Source organism: Streptomyces sp. NPDC051180 (assembly GCF_040689545.1).
Lineage (GTDB): Bacteria > Actinomycetota > Actinomycetes > Streptomycetales > Streptomycetaceae > Streptomyces.
Genome location: NZ_JBFBBC010000005.1, coordinates 227,537 through 243,550 on the forward strand (window position 1 = coordinate 227,537; position 16,014 = coordinate 243,550).

Below are 16,014 nucleotides of genomic sequence, written 5' to 3' on the forward strand. Positions count from 1 at the left end.
TCACATCCCCAAAGCGGACTGAGCGTTGGACCACGCCTCGGTGCAGTGCCGGGCCGATTCGCCCCTGGCGTGCGCGGCGGTGAACAGGCGGGCGATGTGGGCCTCGGTGAGGCAGCCGCACCGGCCGTGCGCGGACAGCACCGCCAGGAACGTCCGGTAGACCGTGGTGTGGATCGCGCTCGCCGCGTCGGTGATCCGCTGCTCGGCCATGGAGATGCCGCGCTCCAGGTAGGCGGGCGAGCGGTGGCGGCACTCCCCGCCGTCGGCGGGCGCGGGCACGGAGACCGCGCGGGGCGCGGGCCGGGCGGTGGCCGGGACCTTGTCGGCGAGCGCGCGGACGGCCGGCGGCAGGTCGGTCGTGGTGCCGGTGCCGGGGCCGAGCCAACGGGCGTAGGACATGAGCGACTTGAGGTCGACGCCGTCACGCACGCAGTTGACCGAGGGCATGGTGCCGGAGTAGATCCAGTGCTCGCCCCGGGTGGTGGCCACGGTCCGGGTGGGCGGGAGCGTCCGGCGGGCCCAATCGACGGCGCCCTGGTGGTCCAGGTCGACGACGGTCACTCCGGCGCCGCCGGGGTGGTACGCGACGGCCTCGGCGTGCCGCCACGCGGCCATCCAGGCCGGGGAGGCGACGACGGTGGGGTCCGTGGTGGCGGCGGCCCACGCGTGGCACGGCCGGGGGCAGGCGCAGGGGCCGGGGGTCTTCATGTTCGGCCGCCCGCCGCACGCGTTCTTCTCGCACGTCGGGCAGTTGCCGAACGGGCCCTTCCCCGCGCGCAGGGGCAGGACCGGCAGCCCGCCGGCCGCCAGGCGCATCGCGATGTCGAGATGGTCGGCCCGGTGCACTCGCCGAATGAGGGTGGGTTGGGTCATGCTGGGGGTCTCCAGTTCTCTTGTGCATTGCTGGATGTAAGGGCGGCCCCGGATCTGGCGAGATGGGGGGCCGCCCTTCCTGCTGTCACGCGGCGAACAGGCCGCGTTGCCCCGGCTCGACGTCGACATCGACGACGCGCGGCGGGGAGCCGGTCGTGACCGCAGTGAGGACCGTGACGCGCTGGTCGGTGACAGGTCCGTCGTTGTGGAAGCGCCAGGAGCCGACCTCGTGCTGCGGCCGGTCTTTGGACGGCGGGGTGTAGCGGCGGGCCTCGTCGGGGTGGGCGCTGTTCCAGTCCTCCGCACACACCTTGTGGACGGCTTCACCGGCGTGGGACCGCATGGGGGTCGGTCGGCCGCACAGGCAGCAGGGCCGGTCCTGGGTGCGGTCGAAGTGCCGGGCGTCGCCCCAGTCCAGGTGGCCCATGGGTCAGAGCTGGGAGACGGCCTGGATGAGGCTCTCGGTGAGCTGGTTGATGGGCTTGGCGGCGCCGGTGGAGGCGAGGAAGAAGCCGAATCCGGCGGCGGTGAAGGCGGCGCCGCCGCCCAGTTCCTTGGACCGCAGGAGGAAGAACAGGACGAGTCCGAAGAGGACGACGAACGAGACGGTGATGACCACGGTCGGTGTCTCCCTGGGAGTGACCAGCCCCTGTTCTCGGGGTCTGGGAGCGTCCGGCAGGGGCCGGGACGACCCCCTTTACCGGCATTACCTTGCAGGTCAGAGGCCCTTACCACCCCCATGACCGGGGTAAAGGGCCCCCTCTACTTCGCGGCCCCTCCGGAAGCGCGCGGGAGGGGTCGTTCGTGGGGTGTTGATCCTGGGGTGGGTAGAGGGGGACCCCTCTACCGGCCTGCCGACAGGAGGATCTCGGCGGGCACGGCGGCCTCGATGTCGCGCCGCTGGTAGCCCGCGCCGTTGCTGCCGCTGATCTTGACCTGCTTGCTCGTGCGCTTCACCCCGGCGGCCTCCAGCGCGGAGGCGAGGGCCTCAGCGTTGAAGTCGCCGTAGGTGTCCTCGTCGATGTTGACGAGTCCGGCGAGCAGGTCGGGGGTGAACATGCGCGGGGAGTGCCGCATGACTTCCAGGACGTCGGAGACGATCGGCGGGACGGTGACGCCGGCCGCGTCGGCGGCGGCGGTGACGTCCCCGGCCGCATCCCCGGTGAGCTGCCCGGCTTCCTGGCGCAGGGTGCGGCCCTTGCGGCACAGGGCGGCGAAGGCGGTGGCGTCGAGGTAGTCGGCCCGCACCGTCACGTACGAAGCCGGACCGGTCACCAGGACACCCACACCCTTGTGCTCCTCGGAGAGCACCGAGGCGTCGGCTCCCTGGGCGGCCTTGCCCTTGCCGAGGACCATGTCGCTGGACGCGCGGTCGACGACCTGGGTGGAGTAGCGGATGGTGATGATCTCCCGGAGTTTGGTCGGCACCGATTCGGCGTCGGGGCGCTGGGAGGCGAAGTTGGAGATGAACCCGGCGGCCGGTCCACGCCGGGCGATGCGGCACAGGTCGTTGATGACCTGCTCGCGGTCCTCGCGCTCCATGGCGGTGAAGAACTCCTGGAGTTCGTCGATGGTGACGAAGATGACCGGGAGGTTATAGCGGGCGATGATCTCCGGGGTGAGCTTGCCCTCCGGGCACACCGACGGCGGCAGGTCCCGGAGCAGCGCGAAGCGGCGTTCCATCTCCGCGAGCAGCTCCGCGAGCATGGCCTTGAGCGCGTTGATGGCGTCGTCCTCGGCGCCCATGACGAGCCGGTGGGCGACGGCCTTCATGGGCATCCAGTCGGCGCCGCCCTTGCCGTCCGCGACGTAGTGCCGCACGAACGGGTCCAGCAGCCCGGCGGCGGTCAGGAGCCGCTGGGTGAAGGTCTTGCCCCGGCGCGGGAGTCCGCCGAAGAACATCGACTGCCACATCACCGGGACGCTGATCCGGGTGCCCCGGGCGTCCTGGCCGAAGGGGACCGGCTCCCAGATGGAGAACCGCTCGGCCTTCTCCAGCGGCGAGGGATTCGGCGTACCGAGGTAGGGGTCGTCGTCGGAGACCCACATCGAGACGCGGCCGGCGTTGCCGCCGTTGACGGCGCGGACGCGGGACATGATGACCTGGATCTCGTCCACGCCGAGTTCCTGGGCGATGACCTCCCGCTTGGCGAGGACGTCGGAGGCGGTCTTGCCGCCGCCCCGTGGCATGTCGAAGATCACCGACCAGCCACGGCCGTCCCGGACGGGGCCCATCGTGCAGGCCACACGCGGAAGGTCCTTCTCGTCCTTGCCGCTGCCGCTTTTCAGGAGGCCGGCGGCCCTCAGCGCGTCGTTGAGCTGCTGCGCGGACATGTCCACCCGGATCGGCGGCGCCGCCTGGTCCAAAAGCCGCGTCTCCTCACCGCGACCGAGGTGCGCGAGGGGGACGGTGACGGCGGCGCCGATCGCGGCCTGGAGGAGCGGGTCGGCGAGCAGGATGCCGGTCGCGGCGGCCGCGACGCCGATCGCGGCGATACCGAACCGCCACCGACGGCTCTGCGTGCGCTCGGCGTAGGCGGCCTGGTGACGGGCCGCCAGGTCGATGTCCTCCGGCCGGAGCTTCGACTGGGCGCGCAGGGCCTTCACGGTCGCGGACTGCTCCTGCGCCGACAGCATCGGCCACAGGCCCTTGGCGGCGCGGAAGAAGCCGCGGGCCGCGAGGAGCACGGTCTTGAGCAGGTACTTCGGCGTGCGCACGCCGTGGTAGCGGAAGAGCCACCACGCCAGACGCCCCAGCGCGGCGGTGTTCTCCCGGATCGACTTCACCGACCGGGCCCACACCGGCAGGACCGGCATGTCGGGGACGGTCAGCCAGTCCGCCAGGGGGTTGCCGGGCAGGTCAACCACGTCGACGCCCGACTCCTCGGGCTCGGCTCCGTCCTGCTCGGGGGCCTTGTTCAGGTCTATCGGCGGCGCCTCGTCGGTGCGGGCGGCGCGGTGATCGGCAAGGCTGACCACGGTCGCCTCGGTCGCGGGCTCGGTCATGATGGAGGTTCTCCTGCTGCTCGAAAGAGGTGCGGGATGGGCCCGGGGCGGTCGGGATGCTTGGCGGCTGTCGGCCGCCCCGGGGCACAGCTACTTGGCGTTGCGCTGGGCGTTCTTGTCGGCGCGCTTGCGCGCCTTGTCGATGACGCGCTCGACCTTGGCCTCCAGGTCGCCCTGGTAGACGCCCTCTCCGGCGATCCCGCGCTTGCACATGCGGGCGACGTACCAGCCGACCTGCGCCTTCTCACCGGCGGTCAGCGGCGGGGTGTTCGTCTCGTTCTCGTTGTTCTTGCTGGCCACGACACGGTCCCTTCCGGGGCCGGGGCTGTCCCGACTCCCCTCACCGCCCGTACGTGTCGGGCGGATCGGGCAGCCGTCAGCGGCGGCGCTTACGCGTCCTGGCCAGGGTCTTGGCGGCGGCCTTGCCGTCCGTGCCGCCGACCGACTTCACGACGCTCACCACGCCCCAGGCCAGGACGGCGGCCAGGAACGCGAGCAGGGCGAGATTGGCGGCGATCGCCGTGAGTGCGCCGACGAGGAGCGGGCCGAAGTAGACCCCGGCGGCAACCGTGCCGGCCCCGATGCCGGAGCCGAGGGCGATCCGCTGGACGGTGCGGTCCGGTGGCGCCTGGTGGATGTGCTGGTGGACCACCTGCGGGCCGCTGAACGTGCCCTGCGGGGCGGGGAGGTGGTCGGCGTAGGTGTAGGTGCCGTCCGGGAGCTGTACGACCCGGACCGGCTCGGGGAGATGGTTCACGGTCGTGCCCTTTCGGCTCGGGCCTTCTGGGTCCAGGTGTCCTGGAGGGTGATGAATTCGGCGTGGAGGGGGTCGCCCTTGGCGCACGGCTCGCCGTCCTGGCAGTCCCCGCAGGTGGCGGTGTGCGTCGCGGACGCCTCGAAGGAGCGCATGTAGGCGATGAACAGCGGGTCGTCGTTCCGGTCGGACACGGCAAGCTCCTTGCTGCCGCTCACGCGGCGACGGTGTCGGGGTAGGCGCAGGGGGCGCACATGCCGAGCGAGGGCGGGATGCGGTACCCGGCGTCCCGCCCGCACTCCGGGCAGACCCGCCGGGCCGCGTTCGCCTTGGCCAGGGCCGCCCACCGGGCTGGGGTCATCGGCCGGACCGGGCGAGCCAGGTCGATGCGGTAGAGGAACGCGATCAGCGGTTCGCGCCGGCGGCGGGGTCGTTCGAGCTGGGCGGCGACGTCCTGACCGCCGGGCCGCAGCCCGATCGCCCGGAGCTGGCGGACCGTGGCGAGACCCTCGGGGGCGAGTCGCCAGGGGTAGACGGGGAGCGTGCTCACGTGGCCTCACCGCGCTCGGCCCGCAAGGTCTCGCGCAGCCATCGGCCCTTCTCCGGCGACGTGCGAACCGCCCGCCGGATCCGGTCGGCCGTCAGGTTCTCCAGTGGCCACGACTCCGTCAGCCCCCGTGCCTCAGCGAGGAGTTGTTCCCGGGTGCGGCGGGGCTGGGGTGACTTGGCTGCCTCCGGGACCCGGCGGGTCACCCGCTTGGTCGCAGGCGCCTGCTCGGCCGCGTCGACCCGCTTGGATCCCCGATCGGTCAACTCAGGTGGACCGGGCCGGGTGGGCTCTTCGAGCTGGAACAGGTCGTGCGGGCTGTGCTTGGCAGGGGCCGGTTCGATGGCCGGTACGGGCAGGTCAGAGGTAGACCGTTCCATACTGATCTGTTCTGTTTCCTCCGCATCTGCAGGGTGGATCGGTCGGGTAGACCGGTCTACCTCCAGCTCCACCGTCAGGGCGGCCGGTTCGTCGACCGGTCCGATGGTGGTGGGGAGGCCGAACATGTCGGCGAGGGCGGCATCGGCTCCGGCGGTGATGTGGTCGCGCTGGACGTCGACCAGTCGGGCACCGAGGGTGTGATCACCGGTGCCGACCTTCCGCGCCAGGCGCCATGACGCACGCTCGGAGCGCTTGCGGGTCCACTCACCGGGGTGGTTCGCGGCGCGGGCCCGGTGGTAGGCGAGGGCCTGCACGATCGCGGCGGTGTGCGCCTCGGCCTCCGCGTCGTGACCGTCGCGGTAGACGACGATCCGACGGGCGAGGAACGCGGCGCCCTCGGCGGAGGCGGTCATGCCCATCGGGGTCAGGGCGTAGATGACCACCTCGCCCAGAGAGGTGGCCGCCGTGGCGGACATGGCCGCCGCTGCGGCGGGAAGAGCCCACAGCCCCGCCCTGATCACGCGCGGCGAGGACTGGCCCAGCAGCGTCAGGCCGAGCAGCACAATCGCCAGGACGGCGGTGGCGCCCTCGCCGGCCGCGACCGCACCGACGGCCGTGCCGGAGCCGTAGGCGGCCTTGATGTTGGTGAAGGTGCCGTACCCGCCGGCGCCGCCCGTGGCGATCATCGGCACGAACGCCGCCCCCAGCACGATCCGCTGGAGCTTGCTCAGCTCCTTGCCGGTGGCGTTCACGCCTCCTCACCGCTCTCGCTCTGGTCGGCGCGGTACAGGAGGCGGGCGACGGCGATCACACCGAGTCCGGCGATCAAGCCGACGAAGGTGACGTCCTGGTTGCCGATGACCTGGCCCCAGGTCTCGACTCCGACGGCCAGGGCGATCAGGAGCCAGTAGGTGAGGGTGTTCACGCGGCACCGCCCGCCCGCGTCCGGCTGGCGCGGTTGGTCAGGTCCCGGCGCTCGGCCAGAACCCGGTTGCGGGCCCGGCGGATCCGCCGCTCGTCCAGCATCGTGGCCGGACGGTCGAGCGTCATGATCTCCGCGTCGAGCAGGTCGACCTCCGCCAGGATCAGCGGCATCTCCCACTCGATCGCGTCCAGCTCCGCGTCCGACGGCTCACCGTCGAACGGGGTGGCCGTAACAACGGCCTGAAGTGCAGCGATGGACTTCATTGGGTGTGTTCCTCTCAGACAGGAACGGCCCGAACCGACCCCCCGGAGTTCCCGCTCCGGGGGGTCTCGCCGTTAGAACCAGGGACTCCGGCTCCCCTCAGCCCCGCCCGTACAGGCCCCCGCGAAGAGGGCCGGACGGGCAGGGGAGGCAACCGGCCGCAGCCGAGACGGCTGCGGAATCGGATGTCCGTACTGACGGCCGCTCTCCCCCAGTGCGGGTTGCGGTGCGCCCTCTGTTCAGTTCTCAAGCAGCAAGCGTTCGAGGCTTGCCCCCAAAAAAGGGCGCCAGCAGTCCCGAACTCATGGGCATAGCTACGTACCTGACACCCCATCCGACTTGTCTGGAGGAGTGACGTGCCATCAGTTTGTAGATGCAGGGTTGGCGAGTCAAGCCCCCTGGTCTAACTTGTACGGAGGAGTTGGAGCGATGCGGAAGGGGCGCCGTGCGAAGGCACATGACGAAGGCTCAGGAGATCGCGGCTGATCTACGCGATCGGATCGTGAGGGGGGTACTCACCCCGGGCGACCCTCTGCCGAGTGAATCCAAAATGATGGCGGAGTATGGCTACAGCCGCGAGACCATCCGCGCGGGCGTGCGCGTGCTCGTCGACGAGGGCCTAATCGTGACAGGTCAGGGCCAGGGCAAGTACGTCCGAGAGGACTACCCGCCGGTCGTCTGGAACTGGACGACACTAGAGAGTCGCAGCCGGCACGAAAACGCTGTCGAGGGGCGGACCGCCGGTGACCAGTGGGCCAGTGCCGTGGAAGAGGAGGGTAAGGCGCCAAGGCAAGACATCTCGGTATCAATCGTTCAGCCGCCGGCGCACGTGCGGCTCGCTCTGGCACTGCCGGACGAGGGCCTGGCTGTCGCACGCAAGCGCATCCGCTACGTGGACAACCGCCCCTATGCCTTGGCCGACTCGTACTTCCCGCCGGAGCTGGTCAACGGCACGCTCTTGATGGAGCCGCGCGACGTGTCGGCCCCGGGTGGTGTGCTGGCATCCGTCGGCATCATCCAGGCCAAGTACAGGGACGAAATCTCGGTCCGAATGCCCACGAACCGTGAAGCCGAACTGTTGGCGCTACCAGCGGCGACGCCGGTCGCGGAGCACACCCGAACGGGCTACGACGCGGACGGCAAACCCCTGCGTTGCATGGTCACCATCCTCCCGGGAGATAGGCACAAGATCCTCTATGAAGTCGACACTGACTGAGTTCCTCCGCCCCGCGAGGGCGGAGGACGTCCCTGCTCTGATGGCGCTCCGGACCGAGGCAGAGACTTGGCTCCGGTCCAAGGGCACCGATCAGTGGAGTGACCCCGAGACGGGGGCCAAGGCGATCTGCAAGTGGCGCGCCTCCATCGATGAAGGACGCGCCTGGATTGTCGAGGGTGGCGACGGCGCGATCCTGGCGACCGTAAGCCGTGGCCCTGTCGATCGGGACTTCTGGACGGATGGCGACCGCCCAGAATCCGCGCTCTACCTCTACAAACTGATCGTCGGGCGGCGGGCAGCGGGACTGCGGCTCGGGGAGCGCATCGTGGACTGGACGTCGCGTCTGGCCGCCACGGAAGGCCGGGACTGGGTCCGAATCGATACCTGGCGCACGAACACGGGTCTCCACTCGTACTACGAGCGTCTTGGATTCGAGCATGTGCGAACGGAGGCCCCCGCTCACCGTCTCTCGGGCTGGCTCGCCCAACGTCCCGTGCAGAATCTGAGCCTCCCGGAGACACCATTGACAGTGGGCAGCCCAGTCACGAGTCGGCCCCAGGAAGGAGTAGTGCCAAACCCTCGCTAGCCGCACCACTTACAGTCCTGAGCCCGGCTGGCACCCCCGGCCGGGCTCCCGGCATTCTGCCTCGACGCTGCCGCCCTCCCCTCCAGCAGTTCCATCGAAAACGGTGACCGGATGGATCAGGGAACCTCAAAATGCCCTCATGAGTCTGAGGATGACCGAGTCCTACGCCACCACTGTCGCGGCAGTTGCACCCGTGTTGCTGCTCGTTGCGGCAGTCGAAGCGCACCAGTTCCTACGCCGAAGCCAGCAGAGCAGCGAACGGATGGTCGAGGCGTACGAGAGGGCGATGGCTGAGGTCTCCGCCCGAGATCCTGAGTCTTCTCGCACTCGCTTGCAAGAGATAGCCGCGCGCGTCACCACAGCAGCGCGTGCAGAGGACCCTGCGGTGAACTCGTACGGCTGGGTCTACTTCGCCTGGTCTTCAGTTGCTGTGTCCCTTTTGACCTCACTGATCCTGACATTGGGATGGTTGGCCGATGATGGTCGTCAACCGGACCCGGTTTCGGCCTGGATCTCACTGATCTCCCTGATCACGGGTGGCTTCGTGGTGTGCAATCTCGTGGTAGTCACAGCCATTCGGGCAAGCCGGCGAGAGGTCAAGGCTGCTCGTGCGTACCGGGCAGCGATCGAAGACGCGGTACGAAACCAAGCGGCCAGTGTCGCGTCCGAGGGTCGTCACTCATGACCAACCGAAAGCCCGTCGGCTCCTGCAAGCCTTAACGGCTCTCGAGCCTCGTCTCATTTTCCGTCTCATTCGCGGCCGTCCGCACACGTTCGCAGGCGTGCGCACTGAAGCTATCCACGGCGTCGGGAACACCCTTGAACGCAGGTGAACAGTCGCGTGCACTGACCTGAGTCCTGCCACCAGACTTGGAAAGCGTGTTGGGAGCAACCCCTCACGAGTTCGAATCTCGTATCCTTCGCCAGTTCGTAGGGCCGGACCGCGAAGACGGCCCGGCCCTACGTCGCTTCCGGACCAAACACGCGTGCCCACTTTCCGTGGAGAGGGGCATCGCCGCCGTGCTTGCACGCGGCCAGCGGCCGCGGCCCCTCTCGCGGCAGTCCTCCCCACCCCCTCGCGCGCCCTGATTCACGCACCCAAGCCGATGACATCCCGCACGTTGTGGCCCCTCGCCGTCCCTCTGGCCACTGACCTTTCCCCTTCTTCCGCTTCCCGCCCAAGTAGCGGCAGCGGTACGAGTAGCCCGCTGCTTAATGGCCATGCAGCTCCTAGTCGGCGAAGTTTGGGGGAAAGTTCAGCAAGCGTGTCTCGGGAGACCCGGGTGAGCTGAAGAGTCGTTCCTTGTGGATCCAGTACGTGTTGCGCAGGCGGGTGTAGTCGAAGTCGCCGCCCTGTGGAGTCCGCCCTACAGTCAGTAGCTTGTGTCGTTCGAGTTCCTTCCTTCCCTGGGTCCAGGTGTTGTGGGAGACGCCGTAGGCTTCGCGCCTCTCCTTCGGAACATACCGGGGTCGGTCGTACCCACCCTGAGATTCGAGGAGGATGAGTAGTAGGGCAATTGCTGTGGGGCCAAGCTCCACAATCCACCCCCGGCTCCAGAACTCGGTCGGGACGCTGATGTAGCGCGCCAGGGCGCTCGCTCGCGAGTAGGGAAGGGCCGGCATATCGAGTGAAAGCATCTGAATCATGGGCGTATTGCCCTGTCGAGGCTTCAAGTCAATGAACTTGTTCGCGGCCAACCACTTGAGGTTGCTGTTGATTCGCCGGGGTCCGGTCTCGGAAGACAAGGCGAGCATTCGGGACCAGAGCTGTGGTGTGGGCGGCCTCCGAATGTCGTGCGGTTCCGCAGTGGCCATCATCGTGATGCACAGATAGAGCTTGAGTCGTACTTCACCCCCGCGACCACCTTGGATGAGCCGAGCGAGCGGTGGGGCGCCTGCGCCCTCCCTCGCCCTTACGAAGGAGGGCCAGAAGGGCACCTGGGTGCGTCGTGCAGCGGTGGTTACTGCCTTGTCTAGGAGCGTGACGGCAGACGGGAACAGAGGGTTCGGCAAAACTCGTCGACCTTTGCGAAGGAGAGACAGGCGGTACCAGGGGTACCAGGGGTCACGGGGGTACTAGTAGTCCTCTTCTTCCTTTCCTGCGCGAAGGGTTGGTCCTTCAATCGCATCGGTCATAGAGCTACTCCACGGCAGTCGGGCGTGTCCAGTAGGAGCGCTTAGTGACACCTTCGCAAAGGTGCATCCACTCCTTTGACCTGCGGTTTCGCGTCTGGCACGGTCGTCGTTGTGATCCCGATGGTCGTCGGGAGACCGTGCGAGCCTGGCGCGCAAACGCCAGGGAGGAGGGCAAGTGAGCTCAACTACCGCTTCGCAGCGTGGGGTTTGGCTGGCCGTCATCATGCTCAGCAGCGTGTGTGCGGCGGTTGCTTCGGGAGTGCTCTTCTACGCGCTCGGCGCCGAGCCGACAGGAGTCGTCGCAGGGGCGGGTGGAGCCTTCGTTGCCATAGCGACGTTGGGGATGGCGGCCTATCGCTTCATGAATGAGCGGCCTGACGCTGAAAGTTCATGAGCGCTGGACGAGGCGCGGACGACTGCTTCGCCTATGTGAGAACCGGCGCGCTTCGTCGCAGGTCAGCGGCACTCCTTAGTGGCGGAAGCCAGAAGTCTGTAAATCCGTCGGCTTAGCCTACCCAGGTTCGAATCCTGGCGTCGCCACGCGAAGAAGGTCCCCGGTGTTCTCACCGGGGACCTTCAGTCGTTTTCGGCCGGGGGTCAGTTGCCGGCGACGTCCTTCACGGCGACGTTCAGGGGCGTGGAGCCCGAGACGAGTTCGAGGGTGAGGCCGGCGGTGCCGGGGGTGTCGAGGAGCTCGGCGAGGGTGGCGGCGACGTCGTCTCGGGGGACGGGGCCGCGGCCGGTGCGGGCCTCCAGGCGGACCATGCCCGTGCCGGCGTCGTCGGTGAGGGCGCCGGGGCGCAGGATCGTCCAGTCCAGGGTGGTGCGGGCGCGGATGGCGTCGTCGGCGGCGCCCTTGGCGCGGAGGTAGGCGTCGAAGACCTCGTCGCCCTGATGGGTGGCGTCGGCGCCCATCGAGGAGACGACGAGGTAGCGGCGTACGCCCGCGCGTTCGGCCGCGTCCGCGAAGAGCACGGCGGCCCCGCGGTCCACCGTGTCCTTGCGGGCGGCGTCGCTGCCCGGCCCCGCTCCGGCGGCGAAGGCGGCCGCGTCGGCGCCCTGGAGGACGGCGGCGACCATCTCGACCGACGCCGACTCCAGGTCGAGCACGACGGGTTCGGCTCCCGCCTCCCGCAGGTCGGCGCCCTGCTCCGGTCTGCGGATGATCCCCGCGACCTCGTGTCCGCCCGCCGAGAGCAGCCTCTCCAGGCGCAGGGCGATCTGACCGTGTCCTCCAGCGATGACGATGCGCATACTCACGACCGTACGACGGGACCGGCCGGAGGGCTTCCCGGCTCGGGCGGACGCTCCGGGCGCGCCTGGCGCGGCAGGTCGAGCGCCGCCGCCGAGTCGCAGTACTCCCGCACCGCGCTCGTCCGCGCCACCACCCGCCCCCGGTGGACGACGATCCGGCTGTACGCGAGGGAGAGCACCCCCGACAGGCGCTCCCCGCGCACCGCGAGCAGCTCCGCGGGGAAGCCGGCCTCCACGCGCACCTCCGGCAGCCCCATCACCGCCCTCGCCTCGGCGCTCACCGCCGCGTACGCCTCCTGCGGCGGCAGCCCGCCCAGCGAGGCGAGGAGGTAGGCGGCCTCCAGCGGGTCCCCGCGGCCCACCGGGTTGGCCACGTCCCGCAGCGCCCCGCTGCCGGCCGCGACCCGCACCCCTGCCGCCCGGAGGAGCCGGACCGGGGCCGCGCCCCGCGTCTCCGTCCCGCCGCAGCCGCCCTGCGGCAGGCAGACCACGGTCGCGCCGGCGGCGGCCAGCCGGTCGGCCGCCCGCCGTGCCGCGTCGGCGGGGAGCCGGCCGAGGCCGGCGCAGGGGCCGAGCGTCACGCCGGGCCGCAGTCCGCCGGCCATCGCCGCGAGCCGGGCGAGGCGGGCCGGGTCGTCGGCGTCGGTGTGCAGGTCGACCGGGACGCCGTGCTCGGCGGCGATCTCCAGGACCGCCTCGACGTATCCGGCCGGGTCCGGGTCGAGGTCGGGGCAGCCGCCGACGACGCCGGCTCCCATCTTGACCGCGTCCCGCAGCATGGCGAGGCCGTCCGCGCCCGCGACCCCGGTGAGGAGCCGGGGGACGGCGACGGCCGTGAGGTCGGCGAGGCCGCGCAGCGAGCGCCGGGCCTGGAGCACGGCCTCCAGCGGGCCGAGCCCCTGGACGTCGCCGATCCGCACGTGCGCGCGGAGCGCCGTGGCGCCGTGGCCGAGCTGGAGCAGCGCGGCCTCGGTGGCCCGCCGCTGCACGTCGTCCGGCGCGTACGAGACGGGGCCGGGGGTGTCGGAGGAGAGGGCGGTGTCGGCGTGGGCGTGGGGTTCGGCGGCGGCGGGCAGCAGCAGATAGCCGGTGAGGTCGACCCGCGCGCCGACCGCGGCCAGGCTGCCCGCCGTGCCGACGGCCTCGATGCGGCCGCCGGAGAGGCGGACGTCCACGGACCGCCCGTCGGTGAGCCGGGCGTGGGAGAGCAGGAGCGAGGTCGAGTCGGCGGTCGTGGCGGCGCCGTCCTCGGGCGGCTGGGGCTGCTTGCTGTCGGCTGACATCGGGCTCCTCAAGGCTCCTCACGATCAAGATCACGCAGCGTCGGGCCGAGCCTAGGGGCGGCCCGACCCGCCTTCGAGGAGGTGCGCATAAGTCGTACCGACGAGTCCACGAGTGGCCTACGGGACGCCTGGTGAGAGCCGTCGCGGGGGTGGGGGGAAACGGATTTGGGTGATGGGCCGGAGACCGTGTAATGTCTTCCTCGCTCGCCCCAATAGCTCAGTCGGTAGAGCGTCTCCATGGTAAGGAGAAGGTCTACGGTTCGATTCCGTATTGGGGCTCTGGTGAGAAGGATCCCGTCTTCGGACGGGTTCCGGATCATCAAAGCGGTGTAGCTCAGTCGGTAGAGCAAGCGGCTCATAATCGCTGTGTCACCGGTTCAAGTCCGGTCACCGCTACAGACAGTAGCCGATTGTGGGGTCGGTCCTTCGATCGGCTACTCTTCTATGCGTTCATCCGTCCATCCGTCCGTCAAGGAGCACTCACGTGGCTGCCACCGACGTCCGCCCGAAGATCACGCTGGCCTGCGTGGAGTGCAAGGAGCGGAACTACATCACCAAGAAGAACCGGCGTAACAACCCGGACCGTCTTGAGATGAAGAAGCACTGCCCTCGCTGCAACTCGCACACCGCGCACCGCGAGACGCGTTAATCAGGCTCGTACACGAGGCCGTCCCCACCAGGGGGCGGCCTCGTGTCGTTTGTCCGCGAGTTCCACGAGCTCGCCGACGGTCGTGACGAACGCGTCATCGGCAACATCGGCAACAAATCCAGGAGGTATCGAGGCCATGGCGCTCGACCAGTCCTTCGTGGGCCGGACCTATCCGCCCACCCCGCCCTATGAGGTCGGCCGCGAGAAGATCCGCGAGTTCGCCGAGGCGATCGGCGACGCGAATGCGGCGTACACCGACCAGGAGGCGGCCAAGGAACTCGGTCACCCCGACGTGATCGCCCCGCCGACCTTCGTCTTCGCCATCACCTTCAAGGCGGCCGGCGCGGTCATCGAGGACCCGCAGCTCGGTCTCGACTACAGCCGCGTCGTGCACGGCGACCAGAAGTTCGCCTACACCCGGCCCGTCCGCGCCGGGGACCGCCTCTCGGTCACCTCCACCATCGAGGCGATCAAGTCCCTCGCCGGCAACGACATCCTGGACATCCGCGGCGAGGTCCACGACGCCTCCGGCGAGCACGTCGTGACCGCCTGGACCAAGCTCGTCTCCCGCGCACCCGAGGGGGCCTGACCATGACCGCCAAGATCGCCTACGACGAGGTCGAGGTCGGCACCGAGCTGCCCGCGCAGACCTTCCCCGTGACCCGCGCCACTCTGGTCCGGTATGCCGGCGCCTCCGGTGACTTCAACCCCATCCACTGGAACGAGAAGTTCGCGGTCGAGGTCGGCCTCCCCGACGTCATCGCCCACGGCATGTTCACCATGGCCGAGGCGATCCGCGTCGTGACCGACTGGGCAGGCGACCCCGCCGCCGTCGTCGAGTACGGCGTCCGCTTCACCAAGCCGGTCGTCGTCCCCAACGACGACCGGGGCGCCCTCGTCGAGGTCAGCGCCAAGGTCGCCGCCAAGCTGGACGACGGGCGCGTGCGGGTCGACATCACCGCGACGAGCGCCGGACAGAAGGTCCTCGGCATGTCCCGGGCCGTGGTCCGCCTCGCCTGACCGCACCCGGTGTCACGGGCCCGTCGCGGAAGCGGCGGGCCCGTACCCTTGAGCCCGTGCAGCCACTCCACGACGCCCCCCTCGCGCCCCTGACCACCTTCCGGCTCGGCGGCCCCGCCACCCGGCTCGTCACCGCCACCACCGACGACGAGGTGGTCGCCGCGGTCCGCGAGGCCGACACCACGGGCACCCCGCTGCTGATCATCGGCGGCGGATCCAACCTGGTCATTGGGGACAAGGGCTTCGACGGCACGGCGCTGCGGATCGCCACGACCGGCTTCGCCCTCGACGGCACCCGCCTGGAGCTCGCCGCCGGCGAGGTCTGGACGGACGCCGTGGCGCGGACCGTGGAGGCCGGGCTCGCCGGGATCGAGTGCCTGGCCGGCATCCCCGGCTCGGCCGGCGCGACCCCGATCCAGAACGTCGGCGCCTACGGCCAGGACGTCTCCGCCACCGTGACCGAGGTCGTCGCCTACGACCGGCGCGCGGAGGAGACCGTCACCCTCACCAACGCCGAGTGCGCCTTCTCCTACCGGCACAGCCTCTTCAAGGAGCACCCCGAGCGGTACGTGGTGCTCCGCGTCCGCTTTCGGCTGGAGGACGCCGAGGGGCTGTCGGCACCGGTCAAGTACGCCGAGACCGCCCGCGCCCTCGGTGTGGAGGCCGGCGACCGGGTGCCGCTCGCGGCGGCCCGCGAGACGGTCCTGAGGCTCCGCGCCGGCAAGGGCATGGTCCTGGACCCGGAGGACCACGACACCTGGTCCGCGGGCTCCTTCTTCACCAACCCGATCCTCACCGCGGGGGAGTACGACGCCTTCCTCGCGCGCGTGGCCGACCGCCTCGGCCCGGACGTCGCCCCGCCGGCCTTCCCCGCCGGCGAGGACGGCGCGGTCAAGACCTCCGCCGCCTGGCTGATCGACCGGGCCGGCTTCACCAAGGGCTACGGCTCCGGGCCCGCGCGGATCTCCACCAAGCACACCCTCGCCCTCACCAACCGGGGCGAGGCGACCACCGAGGATCTGCTCGCCCTCGCCCGCGAGGTCGTCGCCGGGGTCCACGACGCCTTCGGCATCACCCTCGTCAACGAGCCGGTGACCGTGGGCGTCGCCCTCTAGGGACACCT

General features: G+C 70.0%; 21 protein-coding genes and 2 tRNA genes. 9 read left to right on the forward strand and 14 right to left on the reverse strand.

Features of this window, described 5'->3' with window-relative positions; all coding sequences use genetic code 11:
* The 11 genes from AB0424_RS12315 to AB0424_RS12365 all read right to left on the reverse strand — a co-directional run bounded on the left by AB0424_RS12315 (position 1) and on the right by AB0424_RS12365 (position 6,749).
* A complete protein-coding gene (locus tag AB0424_RS12315; RefSeq protein WP_366304502.1) occupies positions 1 to 873 on the reverse strand; it encodes a bifunctional DNA primase/polymerase in 873 nt (290 codons plus the stop codon).
* An 85-nt stretch (positions 874 to 958) separates the two neighbouring features.
* Complete coding sequence (locus tag AB0424_RS12320; RefSeq protein WP_366304504.1) at positions 959 to 1,300, reverse strand: hypothetical protein; 342 nt, start codon at positions 1,298 to 1,300, stop codon at positions 959 to 961.
* Positions 1,301 to 1,303: 3 nt separating this feature from the next.
* Complete coding sequence (locus AB0424_RS12325) at positions 1,304 to 1,492, reverse strand: hypothetical protein (RefSeq protein WP_366304505.1); 189 nt, start codon at positions 1,490 to 1,492, stop codon at positions 1,304 to 1,306.
* Between the two features lie 224 nt (positions 1,493 to 1,716).
* The gene (locus AB0424_RS12330; protein ID WP_366304507.1) at positions 1,717 to 3,879 is read right to left on the reverse strand and encodes a cell division protein FtsK; all 2,163 of its coding nucleotides are present in this window, start codon (positions 3,877 to 3,879) and stop codon (positions 1,717 to 1,719) included.
* A 90-nt stretch (positions 3,880 to 3,969) separates the two neighbouring features.
* A complete protein-coding gene (locus AB0424_RS12335) occupies positions 3,970 to 4,179 on the reverse strand; it encodes a DUF6257 family protein (RefSeq protein ID WP_366304508.1) in 210 nt (69 codons plus the stop codon).
* 76 nt (positions 4,180 to 4,255) lie between these two features.
* The gene (locus tag AB0424_RS12340) at positions 4,256 to 4,636 is read right to left on the reverse strand and encodes a DUF6251 family protein (RefSeq protein ID WP_366304510.1); all 381 of its coding nucleotides are present in this window, start codon (positions 4,634 to 4,636) and stop codon (positions 4,256 to 4,258) included.
* Positions 4,633 to 4,851, reverse strand: coding sequence for a hypothetical protein (locus tag AB0424_RS12345; protein ID WP_366304512.1), 219 nt, complete (start codon positions 4,849 to 4,851; stop codon positions 4,633 to 4,635). Before AB0424_RS12345 ends, AB0424_RS12340 begins: the two co-directional genes overlap by 4 nt.
* A complete protein-coding gene (locus AB0424_RS12350; RefSeq protein WP_366304514.1) occupies positions 4,848 to 5,183 on the reverse strand; it encodes an RRQRL motif-containing zinc-binding protein in 336 nt (111 codons plus the stop codon). The genes AB0424_RS12345 and AB0424_RS12350 overlap by 4 nt, the downstream gene beginning before the upstream one ends.
* Positions 5,180 to 6,313: a conjugal transfer protein gene (locus tag AB0424_RS12355; RefSeq protein WP_366304516.1), complete on the reverse strand. Its 1,134-nt coding sequence runs from the start codon at positions 6,311 to 6,313 to the stop codon at positions 5,180 to 5,182. Before AB0424_RS12355 ends, AB0424_RS12350 begins: the two co-directional genes overlap by 4 nt.
* A complete protein-coding gene (locus AB0424_RS12360) occupies positions 6,310 to 6,486 on the reverse strand; it encodes a hypothetical protein (protein WP_366304518.1) in 177 nt (58 codons plus the stop codon). Before AB0424_RS12360 ends, AB0424_RS12355 begins: the two co-directional genes overlap by 4 nt.
* The gene (locus AB0424_RS12365) at positions 6,483 to 6,749 is read right to left on the reverse strand and encodes a DUF6284 family protein (RefSeq protein ID WP_366304519.1); all 267 of its coding nucleotides are present in this window, start codon (positions 6,747 to 6,749) and stop codon (positions 6,483 to 6,485) included. Before AB0424_RS12365 ends, AB0424_RS12360 begins: the two co-directional genes overlap by 4 nt.
* Before the next feature lie 455 nt (positions 6,750 to 7,204).
* On the opposite strand from AB0424_RS12365, the gene AB0424_RS12370 reads away from it, so the two are divergent.
* From AB0424_RS12370 to AB0424_RS12380, 3 genes are all read left to right on the forward strand, one after another.
* The gene (locus AB0424_RS12370; RefSeq protein ID WP_366304520.1) at positions 7,205 to 7,963 is read left to right on the forward strand and encodes a GntR family transcriptional regulator; all 759 of its coding nucleotides are present in this window, start codon (positions 7,205 to 7,207) and stop codon (positions 7,961 to 7,963) included.
* A 40-nt stretch (positions 7,964 to 8,003) separates the two neighbouring features.
* Positions 8,004 to 8,549: a GNAT family N-acetyltransferase gene (locus tag AB0424_RS12375; protein ID WP_366304783.1), complete on the forward strand. Its 546-nt coding sequence runs from the start codon at positions 8,004 to 8,006 to the stop codon at positions 8,547 to 8,549.
* Between the two features lie 139 nt (positions 8,550 to 8,688).
* Entirely contained in the window at positions 8,689 to 9,234 is a 546-nt protein-coding gene (locus tag AB0424_RS12380) for a hypothetical protein (protein WP_366304522.1), read from the forward strand.
* A 545-nt stretch (positions 9,235 to 9,779) separates the two neighbouring features.
* On the opposite strand, the gene AB0424_RS12385 is transcribed toward AB0424_RS12380, so the two are convergent.
* The 3 genes from AB0424_RS12385 to AB0424_RS12395 form a co-directional block, all read right to left on the reverse strand.
* Positions 9,780 to 10,247 carry a hypothetical protein gene (locus AB0424_RS12385; RefSeq protein ID WP_366304523.1) on the reverse strand — a complete coding sequence of 156 codons (468 nt, stop codon included), beginning with the start codon at positions 10,245 to 10,247 and terminating at the stop codon, positions 9,780 to 9,782.
* 1,035 nt (positions 10,248 to 11,282) lie between these two features.
* The gene (locus AB0424_RS12390; RefSeq protein WP_366304525.1) at positions 11,283 to 11,939 is read right to left on the reverse strand and encodes an SDR family oxidoreductase; all 657 of its coding nucleotides are present in this window, start codon (positions 11,937 to 11,939) and stop codon (positions 11,283 to 11,285) included.
* 2 nt (positions 11,940 to 11,941) lie between these two features.
* Positions 11,942 to 13,222, reverse strand: a complete 1,281-nt coding sequence (locus AB0424_RS12395) for an amidohydrolase family protein (protein WP_366304527.1) — start codon at positions 13,220 to 13,222, stop codon at positions 11,942 to 11,944.
* A 206-nt stretch (positions 13,223 to 13,428) separates the two neighbouring features.
* Between AB0424_RS12395 and AB0424_RS12400 the strand changes: the two genes are divergently transcribed.
* The 6 genes from AB0424_RS12400 to AB0424_RS12425 all read left to right on the forward strand — a co-directional run bounded on the left by AB0424_RS12400 (position 13,429) and on the right by AB0424_RS12425 (position 16,006).
* Positions 13,429 to 13,501: transfer RNA gene (locus tag AB0424_RS12400), tRNA-Thr, on the forward strand.
* A 44-nt stretch (positions 13,502 to 13,545) separates the two neighbouring features.
* Positions 13,546 to 13,618: transfer RNA gene (locus AB0424_RS12405), tRNA-Met, on the forward strand.
* Between the two features lie 88 nt (positions 13,619 to 13,706).
* Positions 13,707 to 13,871, forward strand: coding sequence for a 50S ribosomal protein L33 (gene rpmG, locus AB0424_RS12410; protein ID WP_003956487.1), 165 nt, complete (start codon positions 13,707 to 13,709; stop codon positions 13,869 to 13,871).
* A gap of 136 nt (positions 13,872 to 14,007) precedes the next feature.
* Complete coding sequence (locus tag AB0424_RS12415; RefSeq protein WP_366304528.1) at positions 14,008 to 14,460, forward strand: MaoC family dehydratase N-terminal domain-containing protein; 453 nt, start codon at positions 14,008 to 14,010, stop codon at positions 14,458 to 14,460.
* Between the two features lie 2 nt (positions 14,461 to 14,462).
* The gene (locus tag AB0424_RS12420; RefSeq protein WP_366304530.1) at positions 14,463 to 14,891 is read left to right on the forward strand and encodes a MaoC family dehydratase; all 429 of its coding nucleotides are present in this window, start codon (positions 14,463 to 14,465) and stop codon (positions 14,889 to 14,891) included.
* On the forward strand, positions 14,888 to 16,006 hold the full coding sequence (locus AB0424_RS12425; RefSeq protein ID WP_366304785.1) for a UDP-N-acetylmuramate dehydrogenase: 1,119 nt from the start codon (positions 14,888 to 14,890) through the stop codon (positions 16,004 to 16,006). Before AB0424_RS12420 ends, AB0424_RS12425 begins: the two co-directional genes overlap by 4 nt.
* Positions 16,007 to 16,014: the final 8 nt, after the last annotated feature.

Coding starts and splice junctions, on each gene's coding strand:
- AB0424_RS12315 (WP_366304502.1), bottom strand. CDS start 873: ATGACCCAACCCACCCTCATTCGGCGAGTGCACCGGGCCGACCATCTC.
- AB0424_RS12320 (WP_366304504.1), bottom strand. CDS start 1,300: ATGGGCCACCTGGACTGGGGCGACGCCCGGCACTTCGACCGCACCCAG.
- AB0424_RS12330 (WP_366304507.1), bottom strand. CDS start 3,879: ATGACCGAGCCCGCGACCGAGGCGACCGTGGTCAGCCTTGCCGATCAC.
- AB0424_RS12365 (WP_366304519.1), bottom strand. CDS start 6,749: ATGAAGTCCATCGCTGCACTTCAGGCCGTTGTTACGGCCACCCCGTTC.
- AB0424_RS12370 (WP_366304520.1), top strand. CDS start 7,205: ATGACGAAGGCTCAGGAGATCGCGGCTGATCTACGCGATCGGATCGTG.
- AB0424_RS12375 (WP_366304783.1), top strand. CDS start 8,004: ATGGCGCTCCGGACCGAGGCAGAGACTTGGCTCCGGTCCAAGGGCACC.
- AB0424_RS12380 (WP_366304522.1), top strand. CDS start 8,689: ATGAGTCTGAGGATGACCGAGTCCTACGCCACCACTGTCGCGGCAGTT.
- AB0424_RS12390 (WP_366304525.1), bottom strand. CDS start 11,939: ATGCGCATCGTCATCGCTGGAGGACACGGTCAGATCGCCCTGCGCCTG.
- AB0424_RS12395 (WP_366304527.1), bottom strand. CDS start 13,222: ATGTCAGCCGACAGCAAGCAGCCCCAGCCGCCCGAGGACGGCGCCGCC.
- AB0424_RS12415 (WP_366304528.1), top strand. CDS start 14,008: ATGGCGCTCGACCAGTCCTTCGTGGGCCGGACCTATCCGCCCACCCCG.
- AB0424_RS12420 (WP_366304530.1), top strand. CDS start 14,463: ATGACCGCCAAGATCGCCTACGACGAGGTCGAGGTCGGCACCGAGCTG.